This window comes from Dyadobacter luteus (genome assembly GCF_003383615.1).
GTDB lineage: Bacteria > Bacteroidota > Bacteroidia > Cytophagales > Spirosomataceae > Dyadobacter > Dyadobacter luteus.
The window spans coordinates 129,429-145,482 of record NZ_QNUL01000017.1; the positions used below are offsets into that span (position 1 = coordinate 129,429).

A 16,054-nucleotide genomic window follows, 5' to 3' on the forward strand; every position below is an offset into this window, starting at 1 on the left:
ACTCATTCTCGCAGAGCAGGTTACGTATTTTTCTAACCGATCATCACAATAATGTTGGCAAGTTCTGTGTTTTGATGGATAATCGCAGGCTAATCCATGAAAACATATGGCCAACTTCAGAGAATACATTTCAAATTTGTTCCGTTCATCGCGATCTGATGAAGAACATTATTACGACGACGAGCCTGTCGCCAACCAGGAAATAACGCAATCAGAAACCACTAATCAGCCAGTTCCTATACAACAACCTGTTTTCACCAGCGAGATTCAGGAACCTGAATTTTCACCTCAGCCAGTCAACGCAGTGGTTATCCCCTATTGGCTCGAAGATGAAGATACGCTTCGTGATGAAGGGGTATTATTCGGACTTTCAGAATCGGATCCTACGGAAAAGACAGATATCATTCACAAGTACTTTGTACATCTTGCAGCTGGCCCGCTGAGTGACATCGAACAACACAATGAGCGCATTCAGGAACTGAATCTTTTTATCGGACAAAAGACCGATAGAATTGAAACCCTTAAGGCCAAAGCTGATACTGTGGCTATAGCAGACAATGCGCGTGAGCATCATTTACCTCGTACACTGATCGGACTTACGCTGAGTGCAGCAATGTGTATAGGTAACTTTTTCCTGATCCGTGAATCGCTTCGCCCGGCCTTCGCAGAAAGCTCGTGGATTGCCATGGGTATCTTCCTGGCTGGGATGTTCAGTCTTTTCGGACGCATTTCCATTTTCCATGATAAAGACTCAAAAGTGACCTGGCGTTCTCTTCTGGAAGAAATCGGTCTTCCATTCGCAGCTTCATTATTTGTGTTTGCACAGGTATATCAATCTCAGGGATGGCTACAGGCTTTGTCTTTGTTCGTATTTATTTTCTTTCTTTTTCTTTTTGCAGGAAAACTTTTCCTCAGCAACATCACTGTACTTCGTTCAGATCTTAAAGCATGGCTTGATCCTATCAAAGAGAAAAAGCAGCAGGAAGATGAAAATTATAAATCTGAAAGTGAAGTACTCGCATTGGAAGAAGAACGTGATGCATTACGTGTAAAAAAATGGCAGGCGGTGAGAGATTTGAGTGCTTCCGAAACCGAGCGTGACCGCATTTACGCAAGAAGGGATATGCTGATCAAATTGTTTGAAAGTGAATTCTTCCTGGCACGCCGTATGAAAGGGCAGTTATCCGGCAGACAATTGAATTACATCAGAAAAGGGGATCAATAATTCTCACTTTTCTTCTCACTCAGACTTTATAACATTCAAAAATATGGACGAGCAAAATCCCAACCAAAGCGGAGACTACCAACATGGTTACTCTAGTGGTATCGAAGGTCTTGAACGTGAAAGCTACGAAAACTACCTGGCAAGCAATGTGACGCATGCGTGGACGTCGGAGCAAATCAGCCAGAAGCAACAGCAGCTTACTACATTGCGTGGACGGCAACAGGAAACTTTGCAGAAACAAAAATCTTCTTTTGACAAGCTTCAATTGGAAACAATGGGGCTGAATGGCAGTGCCAGAAAGATGAAGGATCTGGAAGATTCCATTGCCCGGATTGACGCTGAAACGGAAGAGCTAAAAGAGAAGCGTACTTCGAAAGCACCCTCCTACTCCCTGATTGCAGGTTTGATATTCCTGGCAGCCGGTATTTCTTTTGTGGCAGGTGACCTGATCATCTCCCATGAAATCGTCGCTTATGCCCTCAACATCCGGAATTCCAATGAAGCCTGGGCATTTGCCATAGGCTTGGCTATGCTTTCAGTATTGCTGAAACCGGCCTATGACCGCCTCATTGAAGAACCATTTCATGCCGGAGAAAACCCTAAAGCAAAATCGCGATATGCTACTTTCAAACTTATATTGTCGATTTTTGCCATCGTCACGCTGATCGTCTTGGGTTGGTTCCGTTACGAAGCATACCGTACCGATAAGCTGAAAGAAGCTATTAACAAATCTGTCAAAAACCTTCAGCTGAATGCTGTTGATCCTATGACAGGAGCCCCTATTAACAGTCCGGAACTTACCAATAAAATAGAGCAGGCACTCAGAAATTCTGATCAGCTCAATCTGGATCTGGTCAATAGCCCATGGGCGCTTTTATCGTTCGTTTTAAGTGGTGTTCTTTTCGCTATTGCAGGTGCAGTTTCTTTGGGAATGGCCTTGCCGGTTCTGCAGGGATTCTGGTACCGTTGGCTTCAGATCGACCCTAAATTGTGGCGGTTGCGACGAAGACGGAAAAAAATTCTGAAACAAATAGAGCCTCTGCAACAGATTCTGACTGAACGTATGGCACAAAAAAATATTCTTGAAAATGATCTGGCGGTGCTCTCTTCTCTGGATGAATTAAAACAGGAAGAAAAAGCTTTAATGGATGAAATTGCAATTCTTGAAAATGACCGTCGTCAGTCGCTTACCGACAGCCGCAGGAACTCGTTTGCTGATGGTTACAGTCGCGGACAGGTAACCCGCGATGTAATGAACCAGGAAGAATATGATTCATGGCGCAACAGACATATGACAGTCTCAGACCTGGCAATGAAAGCCCGGTCCAATGCAGCATCCGACAGAGCTGTTACCAGAACAAAAAGTACAGGGATGAGGCCGCATCAGGCCATTCGCAAAGCGATAACAGATCGCTTTGATGAAAACAACTCACAATGATTTTACCTAACTTGGGGGTCAGGATTATAATACCAAAGCAATATCCATGATTTTGACCCCCAAGTTAAGAATAGTCGTTTGCGACGATACACTGTTCGATGCCATCAAAATGGGCAACGGCACCCTCGCCAAAGTAATGGGTGTGAATGTTCCTAAAAAATGGACTGAATTCAGAGATACATTCACGCCATCCTATCACCGCTGGAAAGCCCATCCCCCCTTGCGCGACTGGTGGGTTTACCTCATTATACACGTCCCTGACAACCTTCTGATCGGCTCCTGTGGTTACAAAGGTGAGCCCGACTCAACAGGAACCGTGGAAATCGGATATGAGATCATTCCTTCACACCGACAAAAAGGATTGGGCACAGAAACCGCCCGTGGACTCGTACAACATGCTTTTTCGAAAAGCGGGGTTCATAAAGTAATTGCGCATACATTGGCAGAGGAGAACGCCTCTTGTCAAATTCTGCAAAAAGTAGGATTTCATCAAACTGAGGATGTAGATGATCCTGAAGAGGGACCATTATGGCGTTGGGAAATTAAAAAATCAGACGTGACTTTCTAAAAAATTCAAATCAACTGGCTCAATATTTTTCAAAATATAATTGTATTGGTTTGATAATTTTTTATATTAATTTATTGTTTGATTGTTTTAGTTCCTAAAAGATTACCCTTACCGCATTATGACTTCCATATCAAAAGATACATATCCCTGGCTTACACATTATCCGGATGGCGTACCGTATGATATCAATCCGGATGCCTATACATCTTTGCTGGATTTAATTGAAAACAGCTTCAGCAGTTTCCCGGACAATCAAGCCTATACCAATATGGGCAAAACGATTACTTTCGGGGAGCTGGATGAGTTATCAGGCAATTTTGCTGCCTACCTGCAGAGTATTGGTATGAAAAAGGGGGATCGCATTGCTATTCAGATGCCGAATGTGTTGCAATATCCGGTGGTGATGTTCGGGGCACTTCGTGCAGGACTTGTGATCGTCAATACCAATCCGTTGTACACATCGCGGGAAATGCTGCATCAGTTTAATGATTCAGGAGCGAAGGCAATTGTCATCATGGCCAACTTTGCCTCGAACCTGCAGAAGATTGTAGCGAGTACCAATCTCGAACATATTATTGTAACAGAAATCGGCGATTTCCTGGGATTTCCTAAGCGGCTTATTGTAAATGCTGTTGTGAAGTACGTCAAAAAGATGGTTCCGCCTTACCAGCTTCCAAAGGTAACATCACTGAATACAGCTTTGAGTCAGGGGAAGGGAGTGACTTATCAGCGTCCAAATGTATCGGGTATTGATATTGCCTTTATACAATATACGGGTGGAACAACAGGTGTTTCCAAAGGCGCTATGCTAACCCACCGTAACCTTATCGCGAATGTAGAAGCAGTGAACGAATGGCTGATGTCTAAAATGAAGGACTCAGATCATGAGGGGCCTATGAGCATGGTAGCAGCCTTGCCATTGTACCATGTGTTTGCAATGACAATCAATGCGCTTTGCGGCATCAAATGGGGAGCACTGAATGTATTAATTACCAATCCGCGTGATATTCCCGGTTTTGTAAAGGAGCTTAAAAAATACAAGGTCAATATTTTTCCCGGACTCAATACCCTTTTCAATGGTCTGCTCAACAACCCTGATTTTAAGGATATTGATTTCAGTGGTCTCAAAATAACTATTGCCGGAGGAATGGCACTGCAAAAAGTAGTTGCAACAAAATGGGAAGAAGTGACTGGTTGTGTGCTTGTAGAAGGGTACGGACTATCTGAAACTTCACCGGTACTGTCGGTAAGTCCTCTGAACGGAAAACACCGTAACGGAACAATTGGTATACCTATTCCGAGCACCGTAATGCGAATCCTGGGGGATGATGACAAATGGGTGGAATTGGGAGAAAAAGGAGAAATATGTGCTAAGGGGCCACAGATTATGCTCGGATATTATAATCGTCCTGATGAGACTGCCAAAGTAATTTTTGAAGATGAAAGTGGCAGATGGTTCAGAACCGGAGATATTGGAATTGAAGATACAGACGGTTTTTTCAAGATCGTCGACAGGAAAAAAGATATGATTCTTGTTTCAGGATTCAATGTTTATCCTAATGAAATTGAAGGTGTGATTGCCCAGTGTCCGGGCGTACTCGAAGTGGCGTGCGTAGGTATCCCTGATGATAAAACCGGAGAAATGGTGAAGGTTTTTATTGTCAAAAAAGATCCCGCACTTACTGAGCAACAGGTAAAAACTTTCTGCAAGGAAAACCTGACTGCCTACAAATGTCCGAAACAAATTGAGTTCCGGGATGAGCTTCCTAAAACCAATGTAGGCAAGATTTTAAGACGTGCTCTGAGAGACGAAGAGCTGGCAAAAACGGCTAAATAATTGTAACCTTTCGTGACTTTCAAATGCCTGCCGGAATACGCCGCCAGGCATTTTTCATTGGAAGGCTTTGCTACTTTTCTCTGTCTGAACAGTGACCGTTTCAGGTAAAACCCCTATTTTAGAATAAGGATTGAACAAATTTAGTAAAACAAGTACTCAACCTTGAAAGATAAAAATTATGAATTTATACAAAAAAACCCTGGTTCTGCTGCATGGGCATGGCATGGATGATACCATTTGGGATTATCTGGATGCAACGCTCAACGATTATTTTACGATCGTCAGACCTAATCTTTCTCTCTACACTTCATCTCAGACAGTTGAAGAATATGCCGAAGAACTTCATCGCTTTCTGACGAGTGCCGGCATCACCAAACTGACTTTGATCGGACATTCTATGGGTGGTTATATTGCATTGGCCTTTGCTGAAAAGTATCCGGATATGCTTGAAGGTTTTGGTCTGGTTCATTCCACAGCCTATGAAGACGATGAAGCTAAAAAACAACAACGCCTGCAAAGCATAGAATTACTTAAAAATTACGGAACTGAGGCCTATATCAGAAACACTACGCCAAACATGTTTGGAGACAGGTTTAAGGAATTGTTCCCTGAAAAAGTACAGGCACATAGCGAACGTTATGGCAAATTGCCGGCTCAGGCACTCATTGCTGGTATGACTGCCATGATACATCGTCCCGACCGCACAGCAGTATTGGCTCAAATGCCTTTCCCTGTATTGTTTATTATGGGTATGCAGGATAAACTCATCGCTTTTGAGAGTTGCATTGCGTTGTCCGAATACCCGAAACAAAGCTATCCTTTTATCCTGGCAGAAGCGGGACATATGGGGATGGTAGAACGTCCTGATGCAACATCGAGAATGATCAGCTGGTATATGAATAAAATTTCCTCTTTATAAGCCTTCTTATTGACCTAAAATGAGTTGGTATTCGTTAGTAATGAGTGAATACCAACTCATTCTATTTTAAACGCTATGCTAAAACATATCCCTACTCTCAAATTGCCTAAAATTCACATTTTCTTTATTGCCTTTTTGTTTTTTCTGGCATCCTGTGAAAAAGATCCTTCAACAACTCCCAAGGAAGATCAGTATCTGGTAAGCTCTTCACTGATTACGACTATTTCAAAAGAAACCGTTGTTCAGAATGCCGGGGGGAGTACTAACGATGCCCAACTGAAAGCCTTCGCAGCACTGTACGTCAAAAATGGAGTGAAAGTTTATAAACTCAACTACAAAACAAAAAACACTGACGGACAGGAAATCACAGCATCCGGCGCCTTGATCATGCCCGAGACCGATCAGTCGGTATCCATGATCAGTATTCAGCATGGCACCATCACTACTGATGCTGAAGCGCCTTCCAATTTTGGAACCGGAACGGAAAGTGCTACCATGGGAACACTGTTTGGTGCCGTTGGTTACATTATTTCATATCCCGACTATATCGGTTATGGTGCATCCAACAATGTCCCCCATCCCTACGAGCATCGTGCAAGTCTGGCCTCAGCATCACTGGATATGCTGAGAGCAGCTAAAGAATTCATTTCTCATCAGAATGAGGTCAAATGGAATGATAAGCTCTATATCGGTGGCTATTCCGAAGGAGGTTATGCGACAATGTCTCTGCAAAAGAAAATTGAAGAAGAGGCTTCTTCTGAATTTAATCTGATCGCATCGAGCTGTGGGGCAGGTGCATACGATAAAACCGCTTTCATGAAAGAAATCGTCAATAATACAACCATTGGCGTTGCCGCCTACAACAGATTATATCTTTGGGTTTTACTTACCTACGACCGCATTTATAAACTGAATAAGCCTGCGACCTATTATTTTAAGGAGCCATGGGCAACCCAGATTGCGGCGGCAAATGGAGATCCTTCCAAACTGGCGATTGGTGTAAGCTTCAACACAATTCTGACAGACACCTTTAGAAAAGCCCTCAATGATGGAACGGATGCTGCGTTTATCAATGCTATTGCAGACAACAATGTATACAATTGGAAACCGAAAACGCCTACGAAACTGTATCATGGTAATGAAGATCCGCTTGTTTTCTATTTCAATTCTGTGAATGCTGTAAATGCTATGAAAGGTTTGGGAGCAACTAACGTCGAGCTCATCACTATAGACAAGGGAACACACTCGTCGTCTATCACTCCTTTCCTTTTAGGAACATTTACCTTCTTTGTTTCTACCAACTAAATACTATCCTTATATTTGTTCCCCAGTAAACAAATAGAGTAAATATGTTTTTGCAAATATCAGGTGATTTCATTTTTGTTGGAGTATCAGGAAAACAGTATAACCTGCTGCGATGTTAATTGAAATCCGGATTGGCCATTAGCCAGTCTGCTTCATATATGCAGTTAATGAAATCTATTTACTTTTCTCCGATAACAAAATGTCATCACTTCTTGAACTGGTAGGCAATACGCCACTTGTTGAATTAAAAAATATAAATCCGAATCCCAATGTAAAACTATACGGCAAACTGGAAGGTAACAATCCCGGAGGGAGTGTGAAGGACAGGGCCGCTTATAGCATGATCAAAGGGGCGCTGGATCGCGGCGAAATAAAAGCAGGAACAAAATTGATAGAGGCAACCAGTGGTAATACCGGTATTGCTCTGGCCATGATTGCCCGACTCTTTGATGTGGAGATTGAGCTGATTATGCCACAAAACTCTACCCGCGAGCGTGTATTGACCATGGAAGCATTTGGCGCAAAAGTGACGTTAACGGAAACCATGGAAGGAGCGCGTGACTACGCAGAGGAAAAAGCTTCCAAAAATGGATATCTGATGCTGAATCAATTTGCAAATCCTGATAACTGGAAAGCACATTACAACACAACAGGACCTGAAATCTGGAAGGACACAAACCACCAGATCACCCATTTCGTATCCTCCATGGGTACAACCGGGACAATCATGGGTGTTTCTCATTATCTGAAAGAACAGAATCCGGATATTCAGATTGTAGGTTGCCAACCAACTGACGGAGCCAGCATACCGGGTATCAGAAAATGGCCGGAAGAATACCTCCCTAAAATTTTTGATCGCCAGCGTGTGGACAGAGTTATTGAGGTTACAGAAGCTGACGCTGTCGCCACAACACGTTTACTAGCTAAAAATGAAGCAGTTTTCGCAGGAATGAGCAGTGGTGGAGCTGCATGGGCGGCAGTGCAACTGGCTAAAGAAATCGAATCCGGTGTGATTGTATTTATAGTCTGCGACCGGGGAGACCGCTATCTTTCAAGTGACTTGTTTGGCTAACTTACTGTTAGCTAAGTCCTGGTATTTACGGATTTGAATTTCCCGATTTTTTTAGCGGTTAGCTGCAAGCTCATGGCTCACAGCTAACCGCTAATGGCTACTCAAAACCAGCCAGATCCCAGATTACGGAATGGCCAGGGAATCGCTGCCAATATAATGATAAGTGCAAGCGCATAGAAATAAAGTACGGTTCTGTGCTTATCTGCACCTTCCACTTTTTTAGAGCGAACTCTTCCAACCGTGATCAAAACGATAGCAATGAGCATCATGAAGACGTGCTCAATGGAATAGAATCTGAAAACCTTTTCACTGATCAGACTAAAATTCACTTTCGGGCTCATGAAGTACAATACAAGACCTATAAGCAATTGTGTATGCGTAGCAATCAATGCAAAAAGATAAATTTTGTTATCGCCTTGCTTGTTACTTTTCCAGCTGGAATAGGCAGTAAAAATCGCAGCCAGAAGTAATGCCAACACAACATAACGCAGTCCCGAGTGGGCACGTAGTAGAATATTCATAGAAAAAACAAGTTACGGTGAATTTGTAATAGCAGCAAAGGTAATGCTGAAACGAGCTTCTCCCAAATATTTCCGGCCTCCTCATCGCAGTAAAAACAGATTCCCGAGTTGTCAGGATTTAATTACGATATTTGTAAAAAAGTAAAGACAAAACGCGTCACCAATGATTATTTTCAATATTACCGTTAACATCAGCTATGCAGCTGAAAAAGATTGGCTTTCTTACATGAAGGAAACGCATATTCCTGAAATTAAAGCCACCGGCTTGCCTGTGGAAGTGAAGCTTCTTCGACTGCTTACCGAGATAGAAAATGAAGGATCTACCTATACTTCTCAGTTTTCGTTCAGAACAATGGAAGATTTTCTCGCCTATCAGACCAATCATCAGGCCGATTTACAGAATAAACACCACGAGCTTTTTAATGGACAATATGTGTCTTTCCGTACCCTGCTCGAAGAAGCATAAGTGATTCTGAACCTCTTATAAAGTCTCTGAAATAAATTCGAATAAACCTTGTTTTTGGCTTGACATTAAAGGATTAATTGCCTTTATTTAGTTTACCATTCGTTATCAGAATTACCTCAGAAAATGGCGCATTTGTACTTTTTCCTGAGTCATACATATCTGATGATCGTTATAGTTAGTACGATATGACGTTTGGTACAAAGTAATGTTTTACCTTAAACCTAAGTGCTTATGAGACTGCAGATGCAAGCAATTCACTTTGACGCTGATCCTAAATTGTTGTCCTTTATACAGCAGAAGCTCGATAAACTGGATACGTTTTACGATAAGATCACAAGTGGTGAGGTATTTTTAAAACTGGATAAAAGCGAAAGCGCCAAAACTCATACAAAACTCCTCGAAGTAAAATTATATGTTCCCGGTGGGACTATGTTTGTAACCGAAAAGGGGACTACATTCGAAGAAGCTACCGACCTGGCAGTTGATACTCTCAAAATGCAGGTTAAAAAATTCAAGAATAAGCGTAGTAATGGTCGTGTGAATAAGCCTGTCGACGGAGCTGTGGAAGATGACGGCGAACTGGCGCTGATTGCTGAAGATATAGAAGAATAATTTTTTTTAAACATACTTAGGAGAAGCTGTCATCATTGGCAGCTTCTTTTTTATTGAGCTACTGGTTGTGTAGTTTTCCGATTTAACCGAATTTTGACAGATCTTAAGTAACCTACTATATTTTAAATGGATATCGAGCCAGTTATCAATGCGTCATTTGACCATTTTTTCAGCTTCACTCAGGAGCAGGTAATACAATTTGCTGCACTTACAGGAGACAACAATCCTATTCACCTCGACGCAGACTACGCCGCCACGACCAATTTCAAACGTCCCATTATTCATGGTATGCTGGGAACTACTGTATTTACTAAAGTTTTGGGAACACAGTTTCCTGGCTTCGGATCGATCTATCTGAAACAAACAGTAGAGTATCTTCGTCCTATGTATGTGGATACAGAATACAAGGCAGTATTTACGATCAAATCAATTCAGCCTGAAAAACATATTGCTGAAATTGCTACTGATATCTACGATGTCAATACAAAGAAGATAGTGACACGTGGAGTGGCTACGATGATCAACGATCAAAAATTCTAAGGCAATAAAAAACCCGGCTCAGTTGAACCGGGTTCTTAATTTCTTTCGTGTGCCTTTCAATTACTCAGCTGCGTTCTTTTTGTTCTGAACTTCTGAACGAATTTCCTGAGCCAAAGTCTTCAAATCCTGCATACCTTTACGAACACGCGTTCCAGCTGCCTGATTGTCTTTGTTGTAAAACTTATCGAAGTCTCCTTCTAAAGAAAGAATCAGATCTTTTACTTCATCGAATCGTGCCATGTCTTATCTGTTTTTTTAGTTTAAAAATGCCCTAAACAAGCTAAAAACGCATGTTTAGACCGAAATTTAATAATTAAAAGTTTTAGTCCAACCCAAAAAACAAAAAAAAAGAACTTTAAAATCCAATTTATTCGTAACCATATAGATAAATATCTCATTTATAGACATTTATGAATAATAAATATTTTATTGAGCATAATAAAAAAAGAGGGCATTTGATTAAAAAATGCCCTCTGGAACCTATACAATGCGTTTTTATTATTCTACGACTTCCTGATTTACTTCGTCGGACTGGTACACACGATTCTTAAGCTTTTCAGCCAAAGTTGTAAATGCATTCAATGTATATTCAACGTCGTCCAGCGTGTGAGCTGCTGTAGGGATAATTCTTAACATGATCTGTCCCTTAGGCACTACAGGATAAACCACAATAGAGCAAAATACCCCCATGTTTTCCCGAAGATCACGAACCATACGGGTTACCTCAGGTACTCCTCCTTCACTGTGAAGGAAAACTGGTGTTACCGGGGACTCAGTAGTTCCGATATTAAAACCTCTGCTTCTCAATCCATTCTGCATAGCATTCACATTCTCCCAAAGTTTAGCTCTCAGATCCGGATTTGCTTTCAGTAATTCAAGTCTTTTGCGGCCTGCTTCAACGTAAGGCATTGGCAATGCCTTCGCATAAGTCTGCGAACGCATATTATATTTCAGATACATGATGATTTGTGGATCATCAGCAGCGATAAACGCACCAATTGCAGCCATAGACTTCGCAAAAGTGGAGAAATACAAATCAATCTCCTTTTGCACGCCAAGAAGCTCACCTACTCCTGCACCTGTTTCACCCATCGTTCCGAACCCGTGCGCATCATCCACCATCAGACGGAAGTCATATTTCTGCTTCAGCTCAGCAATCGCTTTAAGATCACCTACTTTACCAGACATCCCGAACACACCTTCTGTAATGACCAATACACCACCACCTTTTTCATTGGCAAGTTTGGTAGCGCGTTTAAGGTTCTTTTCAAGGCTGTCCATATCATTATGGTTAAACTTGTAGTATTCCCCAAGTTTAGCTTTGTGCAACCTTATACCATCTATAATACAGGCATGAGATTCTGCATCATAAACGATTACATCGCGGTGATCACAGATACACTCAATCGCGGACATAATCCCCTGATATCCATAATTTAAAAGAAATGCATCCTTCTTTCCCACAAACTCTGCCAACTCTTTCTCAAACTCCTCATGTTGAGTAGAATTCCCTGACATCATTCTCGCACCCATCGGATAAGCCAGTCCCCACTTCGCAGCAGCATCAGCATCAGCCTTTCTCACTTCCGGATGATTAGCCAGTCCAAGATAGTTGTTCAGGCTCCAGTTCAATACTTCCCGCCCCATAAAACGCATCCTTGGTCCCAATTCCCCTTCCAACATCGGGAATGAAAAATAATGATGGCTTTTCAGCTCTTTAGCCGGATTACCGATTGGTCCAGAGTTGTTATGCAGTTTCTCAAAAATATCCACTCGCTTCTAATTTATATGAGTACCTTATTATTATATATGTTAGATAAATGCAAAAATAAAAAAAATTACATTACCTTAATAATCCCTTCGTCTTCAAGCACTTTGTAAATTGAGAAAATAACAGAAAACATCCGTTATCTGATCAGTATTTAAACAGCAATATAAGCGCAAACCGGACCTGTATATGCCCACCATAAAAAAAATCCTGATTGCAAATCGTGGTGAAATTGCATTAAGAATCATGCGTTCTGTACGCGAAATGGGCATTTCTACTGTAGCTATCTATAGTGAAGCTGATCGTCAGTCACCTCATGTGCGCTACGCGGACGAGGCCGTTTGTATAGGTCCGGCACCTTCTTCGGAATCGTACCTATGCGGAGACAAAATCATCTCGGTTTGTAAAAAGTTACAGGTTGATGCAATCCACCCGGGCTATGGATTTCTTTCGGAGAATGCCGATTTCGCAAGAGCAGTAATTCAGGCAGGAATTATATTTATTGGTCCCTCTCCGGAATCAATTGAGGTAATGGGAAACAAATTGGCTGCCAAGCAAGCTGCCGCCACGTATCATGTCCCCATGGTGCCCGGAAGTTCGGGAGCTATTACGGACATTCAAGCCTCCAAAGAGCTGGCAGCATCTATCGGTTATCCTGTACTGATCAAAGCGAGTGCCGGCGGAGGAGGTAAAGGTATGCGGATTGTTACCAGTGAAGATGAGTTCGACGAACAAATGAAACGGGCTGTAAGCGAAGCTTCTGCTTCATTCGGTGATGGCTCTGTTTTCGTAGAAAAATACATTACTTCTCCGAAACACATTGAAATACAAATCCTGGGCGATCAGCATGGTCACATTATTCATTTGTTCGAACGGGAATGCTCTATACAGAGGCGTCATCAAAAAGTGATTGAGGAAGCTCCTTCGATTTCTATAACGCAGGAAGTCAGGGAAGCTATTGGAAAATGTGCCATTGACGTCGCCACAGCTTGTAATTATTACGGAGCCGGTACGGTAGAATTCATTTTGGACGAACAGCAGAATTACTATTTTCTGGAAATGAATACACGTCTACAGGTTGAACATCCCGTTACTGAGCAGATAACAGGCATTGACCTTGTTAAACAGATGATTCATATAGCCGAGGGAAAACATCTTGGCATTAAGCAGGAAGAACTTACTATCAGAGGACACGCCATTGAAGCAAGAATTTATGCAGAGGATCCTGAAAACAACTTTTTGCCAGATGTAGGAAAGCTTAAAACATATCGTTTACCACAAGGTAACGGTGTGAGAGTTGATGATGGCTTCGAGGAAGGTATGGACATTCCTATTTTTTATGACCCGATGATCGCAAAGCTGATCACTTTTGGCGTCGACAGGCATGAGGCCATTAATAAAATGACCCGAGCCATTGATGAGTACCAAATTTCCGGTGTGCAGACCACTTTGGAATTTTGCAAATTTGTAATGCTGCATGAATCATTTCAAAATGGCTCATTTGACACTAATTTTGTAACCAATTACTTCAAGCCCGAATTTATTTCCGGGAATCAGAATTCCGACCACGACTCCCTGGCGGCTTTGTTTGCAGCGCTGTTACAGGAAACTTCATTTGTTACTGACACGCAAAAAGTTGCAAATGAAACTTCGCGAAATCAATCCTGGAAAAATCGTCGTCAGTACAATACCTAAAAAGGCGATAATTCCTTAGGATTCCTAGGGAAACTTCCCTAATTTCGCAATCTTAATTTTTTGCAAATTCCGGTAGCTATGCCCTTTTATGAAAGGCGCTATCATTGGCAAGTATTCTTAATTGCTTTTGTTCTTTGTTATATCAGCATTGTGAGGCAATCCGGGCACGATTTTCAGAAAAAAAATTAAAAATTTAACCAATACACTGTCTCATTGCGAATAACTCAATGTCGCAACAATAACCGACTTTCACTGACTAAGCATCTATGAAGCTATCCGAATTTAAATTTGATTTACCTCAAAGCCTTGTTGCACTTCATCCTTCAGACCGTGGCGAATCCCGCCTAATGGTTGTACATCGTAAAACAGGAGAAATCGAACATAAAATGTTTGCTGACCTGATCAATTATTTTGATGACGGTGATGTAATGGCCATCAATGATACCAAAGTATTCCCTGCTCGTTTGTACGGACAAAAAGAAAAGACTGGTGCCAAGATCGAAGTGTTTTTGCTTCGCGAACTGAATCGCGAAATGCGTCTATGGGATGTTTTGGTAGATCCTGCCCGTAAGATTCGTGTTGGAAACAAGCTTTATTTCGGAGATAGCGACCTCGTAGCCGAAGTTATAGATAACACAACTTCCCGTGGAAGAACGATCCGTTTTTTGTATGATGGTAACAACGATGAATTTATGAAGCTGGTGGATGAACTTGGCGAAACGCCACTTCCTCCGGAAATCATATCACGTCGTAAGGTTGAAAGTGCTGACAGAGATCGTTTTCAAACAATTTTTGCTGAAAATGTAGGTGCTGTTGCAGCTCCTACAGCCGGACTTCACTTTACAAAAGCTATGATGAAAAGGCTGGAGATTAAAGGAATTAACTTTGCTCCGGTGACCCTTCACGTGGGACTTGGTACATTTCGTACTGTGGATGTAGAAGATCTTACGAAACATAAGACGGATTCGGAGAACTATAAAATAACCCAAGCCAGTGCAGACATCGTGAATGCATCTATTGATGCGAAGAAACGCGTTTGTGCAGTGGGGACGACTTCTTTGAAGGCAATTGAATCCTCCGTTTCAGCAAGTGGGCATTTAAAAGCGGTTGAAGGATGGACTGACAAGTTCGTGTTCCCTCCCTACGATTTCAAAATTGCCAATGCTATGCTTTCGAATTTCCAGTTGCCTGAATCCATATTGCTGATGTCGGCATGTGCATTTGGTGGATTTGATCTTGTCATGAAGGCTTACGAACTTGCAATTAAAGAGAAGTATAAATTTTTCACTTATGGTGATGCTATGCTGATCATCTGATTCATTCAGAAATAATATACTTTTGTCGCTTATCGAAGCCAGTCTGACCGTTCCCGGATTAGATTGTATACGATAAGCGATTTTTTTATTCCCGTACTTATATGAAAGAGTTTGTCATTATTGTTGCCGGAGGTAGCGGCAGCCGTATGAAAAGCGAGATACCGAAACAGTTCATCGCTGTAAATGGGATGCCTATTTTGATGCATACGCTAAGGGCATTTAGAAATTACTCTGCTGATATCCACATTATCCTTGTTTTGCCTGAGACGCAAATTAATGTATGGGAAGAACTGTGCGGGAAATATGGATTTGGAATAGCGCACCAAATCGTTAAAGGTGGTGAAACAAGATTTCATTCTGTACGAAATGGACTTTTATCCATTTCTGATGAAGAAGCATTGATTTCTGTCCACGATGGAGTCCGACCTGTAATTGCCCGGGAAATTATCTCACAGGGCTTTAAAACAGCTTCAATACACGGTACTGCTATTACTTCGGTGCTTGTTAAAGATTCTGTCAGAATAATTAACACCGAGACGGGACTTAATAAAGCCCTGGATCGATCTTCCCTTCGCCTGATACAAACTCCTCAGACCTTCCGCTCGGACTGGATGAGAAATGCATTTTCACAACCTTATAATCCTCAGTTTACAGATTGTGCCAGTGTACTGGAATCAGCAGGATATACCGTGGAGCTAATAGACGGATCCTATGAAAACATCAAAATCACCACACCGGAGGATTTACAATGGGCAGCCATGTATTTGCCTGA

16 protein-coding genes are annotated in these 16,054 nt (G+C 41.9%); 13 read left to right on the forward strand and 3 right to left on the reverse strand.

Translation table 11 applies throughout. The annotated features are described in order from the left end of the window. Window positions 1-106 precede the first annotated feature (106 nt). From DSL64_RS19150 to cysM, 7 genes are all read left to right on the forward strand, one after another. Window positions 107-1,225 (forward strand): hypothetical protein, encoded by a 1,119-nt coding sequence (locus tag DSL64_RS19150; protein ID WP_115832531.1) that lies wholly within the window; start codon window positions 107-109, stop codon window positions 1,223-1,225. 43 nt (window positions 1,226-1,268) lie between these two features. Beyond that, window positions 1,269-2,663 (forward strand): hypothetical protein, encoded by a 1,395-nt coding sequence (locus DSL64_RS19155; protein ID WP_115832532.1) that lies wholly within the window; start codon window positions 1,269-1,271, stop codon window positions 2,661-2,663. Between the two features lie 46 nt (window positions 2,664-2,709). Then, complete coding sequence (locus DSL64_RS19160; protein WP_115832533.1) at window positions 2,710-3,231, forward strand: GNAT family N-acetyltransferase; 522 nt, start codon at window positions 2,710-2,712, stop codon at window positions 3,229-3,231. Window positions 3,232-3,349: 118 nt separating this feature from the next. Then, entirely contained in the window at window positions 3,350-5,068 is a 1,719-nt protein-coding gene (locus tag DSL64_RS19165; RefSeq protein ID WP_199539447.1) for an AMP-binding protein, read from the forward strand. Window positions 5,069-5,246: 178 nt separating this feature from the next. Beyond that, entirely contained in the window at window positions 5,247-5,987 is a 741-nt protein-coding gene (locus DSL64_RS19170) for an alpha/beta fold hydrolase (protein WP_229217149.1), read from the forward strand. A gap of 75 nt (window positions 5,988-6,062) precedes the next feature. After that, entirely contained in the window at window positions 6,063-7,292 is a 1,230-nt protein-coding gene (locus DSL64_RS19175) for an alpha/beta hydrolase family protein (RefSeq protein ID WP_115832536.1), read from the forward strand. A gap of 199 nt (window positions 7,293-7,491) precedes the next feature. Further along, on the forward strand, window positions 7,492-8,364 hold the full coding sequence (gene cysM, locus DSL64_RS19180; protein ID WP_115832537.1) for a cysteine synthase CysM: 873 nt from the start codon (window positions 7,492-7,494) through the stop codon (window positions 8,362-8,364). A gap of 101 nt (window positions 8,365-8,465) precedes the next feature. On the opposite strand, the gene DSL64_RS19185 is transcribed toward cysM, so the two are convergent. Next, window positions 8,466-8,885 (reverse strand): cytochrome B, encoded by a 420-nt coding sequence (locus DSL64_RS19185; protein ID WP_115832538.1) that lies wholly within the window; start codon window positions 8,883-8,885, stop codon window positions 8,466-8,468. A 163-nt stretch (window positions 8,886-9,048) separates the two neighbouring features. On the opposite strand from DSL64_RS19185, the gene DSL64_RS19190 reads away from it, so the two are divergent. The 3 genes from DSL64_RS19190 to DSL64_RS19200 all read left to right on the forward strand — a co-directional run bounded on the left by DSL64_RS19190 (window position 9,049) and on the right by DSL64_RS19200 (window position 10,503). Then, window positions 9,049-9,351 (forward strand): DUF4286 family protein, encoded by a 303-nt coding sequence (locus DSL64_RS19190; RefSeq protein WP_115832539.1) that lies wholly within the window; start codon window positions 9,049-9,051, stop codon window positions 9,349-9,351. Window positions 9,352-9,582: 231 nt separating this feature from the next. Beyond that, window positions 9,583-9,963: an HPF/RaiA family ribosome-associated protein gene (locus tag DSL64_RS19195; RefSeq protein ID WP_115832540.1), complete on the forward strand. Its 381-nt coding sequence runs from the start codon at window positions 9,583-9,585 to the stop codon at window positions 9,961-9,963. A 126-nt stretch (window positions 9,964-10,089) separates the two neighbouring features. Then, window positions 10,090-10,503 carry a MaoC family dehydratase gene (locus tag DSL64_RS19200; protein ID WP_115832541.1) on the forward strand — a complete coding sequence of 138 codons (414 nt, stop codon included), beginning with the start codon at window positions 10,090-10,092 and terminating at the stop codon, window positions 10,501-10,503. 60 nt (window positions 10,504-10,563) lie between these two features. Here DSL64_RS19200 and DSL64_RS19205 read toward each other — a convergent pair whose 3' ends face one another. Both DSL64_RS19205 and DSL64_RS19210 read right to left on the reverse strand, forming a co-directional pair. Next, the gene (locus DSL64_RS19205) at window positions 10,564-10,743 is read right to left on the reverse strand and encodes a BF3379 family histone-like protein (protein WP_115832542.1); all 180 of its coding nucleotides are present in this window, start codon (window positions 10,741-10,743) and stop codon (window positions 10,564-10,566) included. Between the two features lie 258 nt (window positions 10,744-11,001). Further along, a complete protein-coding gene (locus DSL64_RS19210) occupies window positions 11,002-12,276 on the reverse strand; it encodes an aminotransferase class I/II-fold pyridoxal phosphate-dependent enzyme (RefSeq protein WP_115832543.1) in 1,275 nt (424 codons plus the stop codon). A gap of 184 nt (window positions 12,277-12,460) precedes the next feature. Between DSL64_RS19210 and accC the strand changes: the two genes are divergently transcribed. The 3 genes from accC to DSL64_RS19225 all read left to right on the forward strand — a co-directional run. Beyond that, window positions 12,461-13,966, forward strand: coding sequence for an acetyl-CoA carboxylase biotin carboxylase subunit (accC, locus tag DSL64_RS19215; protein ID WP_115832544.1), 1,506 nt, complete (start codon window positions 12,461-12,463; stop codon window positions 13,964-13,966). A 266-nt stretch (window positions 13,967-14,232) separates the two neighbouring features. Continuing rightward, window positions 14,233-15,282 carry a tRNA preQ1(34) S-adenosylmethionine ribosyltransferase-isomerase QueA gene (queA, locus tag DSL64_RS19220; RefSeq protein WP_115832545.1) on the forward strand — a complete coding sequence of 350 codons (1,050 nt, stop codon included), beginning with the start codon at window positions 14,233-14,235 and terminating at the stop codon, window positions 15,280-15,282. A gap of 101 nt (window positions 15,283-15,383) precedes the next feature. Beyond that, window positions 15,384-16,054, forward strand: a 671-nt coding sequence (locus DSL64_RS19225) for a 2-C-methyl-D-erythritol 4-phosphate cytidylyltransferase (protein WP_115832546.1), incomplete at its 3' end; no start/stop codon positions are given.

What these genes read in the sequence shown, in the direction of transcription:
- DSL64_RS19150 (WP_115832531.1), top strand. Translation starts at nt 107, where the DNA reads ATGGCCAACTTCAGAGAATACATTTCAAATTTGTTCCGTTCATCGCGA.
- DSL64_RS19155 (WP_115832532.1), top strand. Translation starts at nt 1,269, where the DNA reads ATGGACGAGCAAAATCCCAACCAAAGCGGAGACTACCAACATGGTTAC.
- DSL64_RS19160 (WP_115832533.1), top strand. Translation starts at nt 2,710, where the DNA reads ATGATTTTGACCCCCAAGTTAAGAATAGTCGTTTGCGACGATACACTG.
- DSL64_RS19165 (WP_199539447.1), top strand. Translation starts at nt 3,350, where the DNA reads ATGACTTCCATATCAAAAGATACATATCCCTGGCTTACACATTATCCG.
- DSL64_RS19170 (WP_229217149.1), top strand. Translation starts at nt 5,247, where the DNA reads ATGAATTTATACAAAAAAACCCTGGTTCTGCTGCATGGGCATGGCATG.
- DSL64_RS19175 (WP_115832536.1), top strand. Translation starts at nt 6,063, where the DNA reads ATGCTAAAACATATCCCTACTCTCAAATTGCCTAAAATTCACATTTTC.
- cysM (WP_115832537.1), top strand. Translation starts at nt 7,492, where the DNA reads ATGTCATCACTTCTTGAACTGGTAGGCAATACGCCACTTGTTGAATTA.
- DSL64_RS19185 (WP_115832538.1), bottom strand. Translation starts at nt 8,885, where the DNA reads ATGAATATTCTACTACGTGCCCACTCGGGACTGCGTTATGTTGTGTTG.
- DSL64_RS19190 (WP_115832539.1), top strand. Translation starts at nt 9,049, where the DNA reads ATGATTATTTTCAATATTACCGTTAACATCAGCTATGCAGCTGAAAAA.
- DSL64_RS19195 (WP_115832540.1), top strand. Translation starts at nt 9,583, where the DNA reads ATGAGACTGCAGATGCAAGCAATTCACTTTGACGCTGATCCTAAATTG.
- DSL64_RS19200 (WP_115832541.1), top strand. Translation starts at nt 10,090, where the DNA reads ATGGATATCGAGCCAGTTATCAATGCGTCATTTGACCATTTTTTCAGC.
- DSL64_RS19205 (WP_115832542.1), bottom strand. Translation starts at nt 10,743, where the DNA reads ATGGCACGATTCGATGAAGTAAAAGATCTGATTCTTTCTTTAGAAGGA.
- accC (WP_115832544.1), top strand. Translation starts at nt 12,461, where the DNA reads ATGCCCACCATAAAAAAAATCCTGATTGCAAATCGTGGTGAAATTGCA.
- queA (WP_115832545.1), top strand. Translation starts at nt 14,233, where the DNA reads ATGAAGCTATCCGAATTTAAATTTGATTTACCTCAAAGCCTTGTTGCA.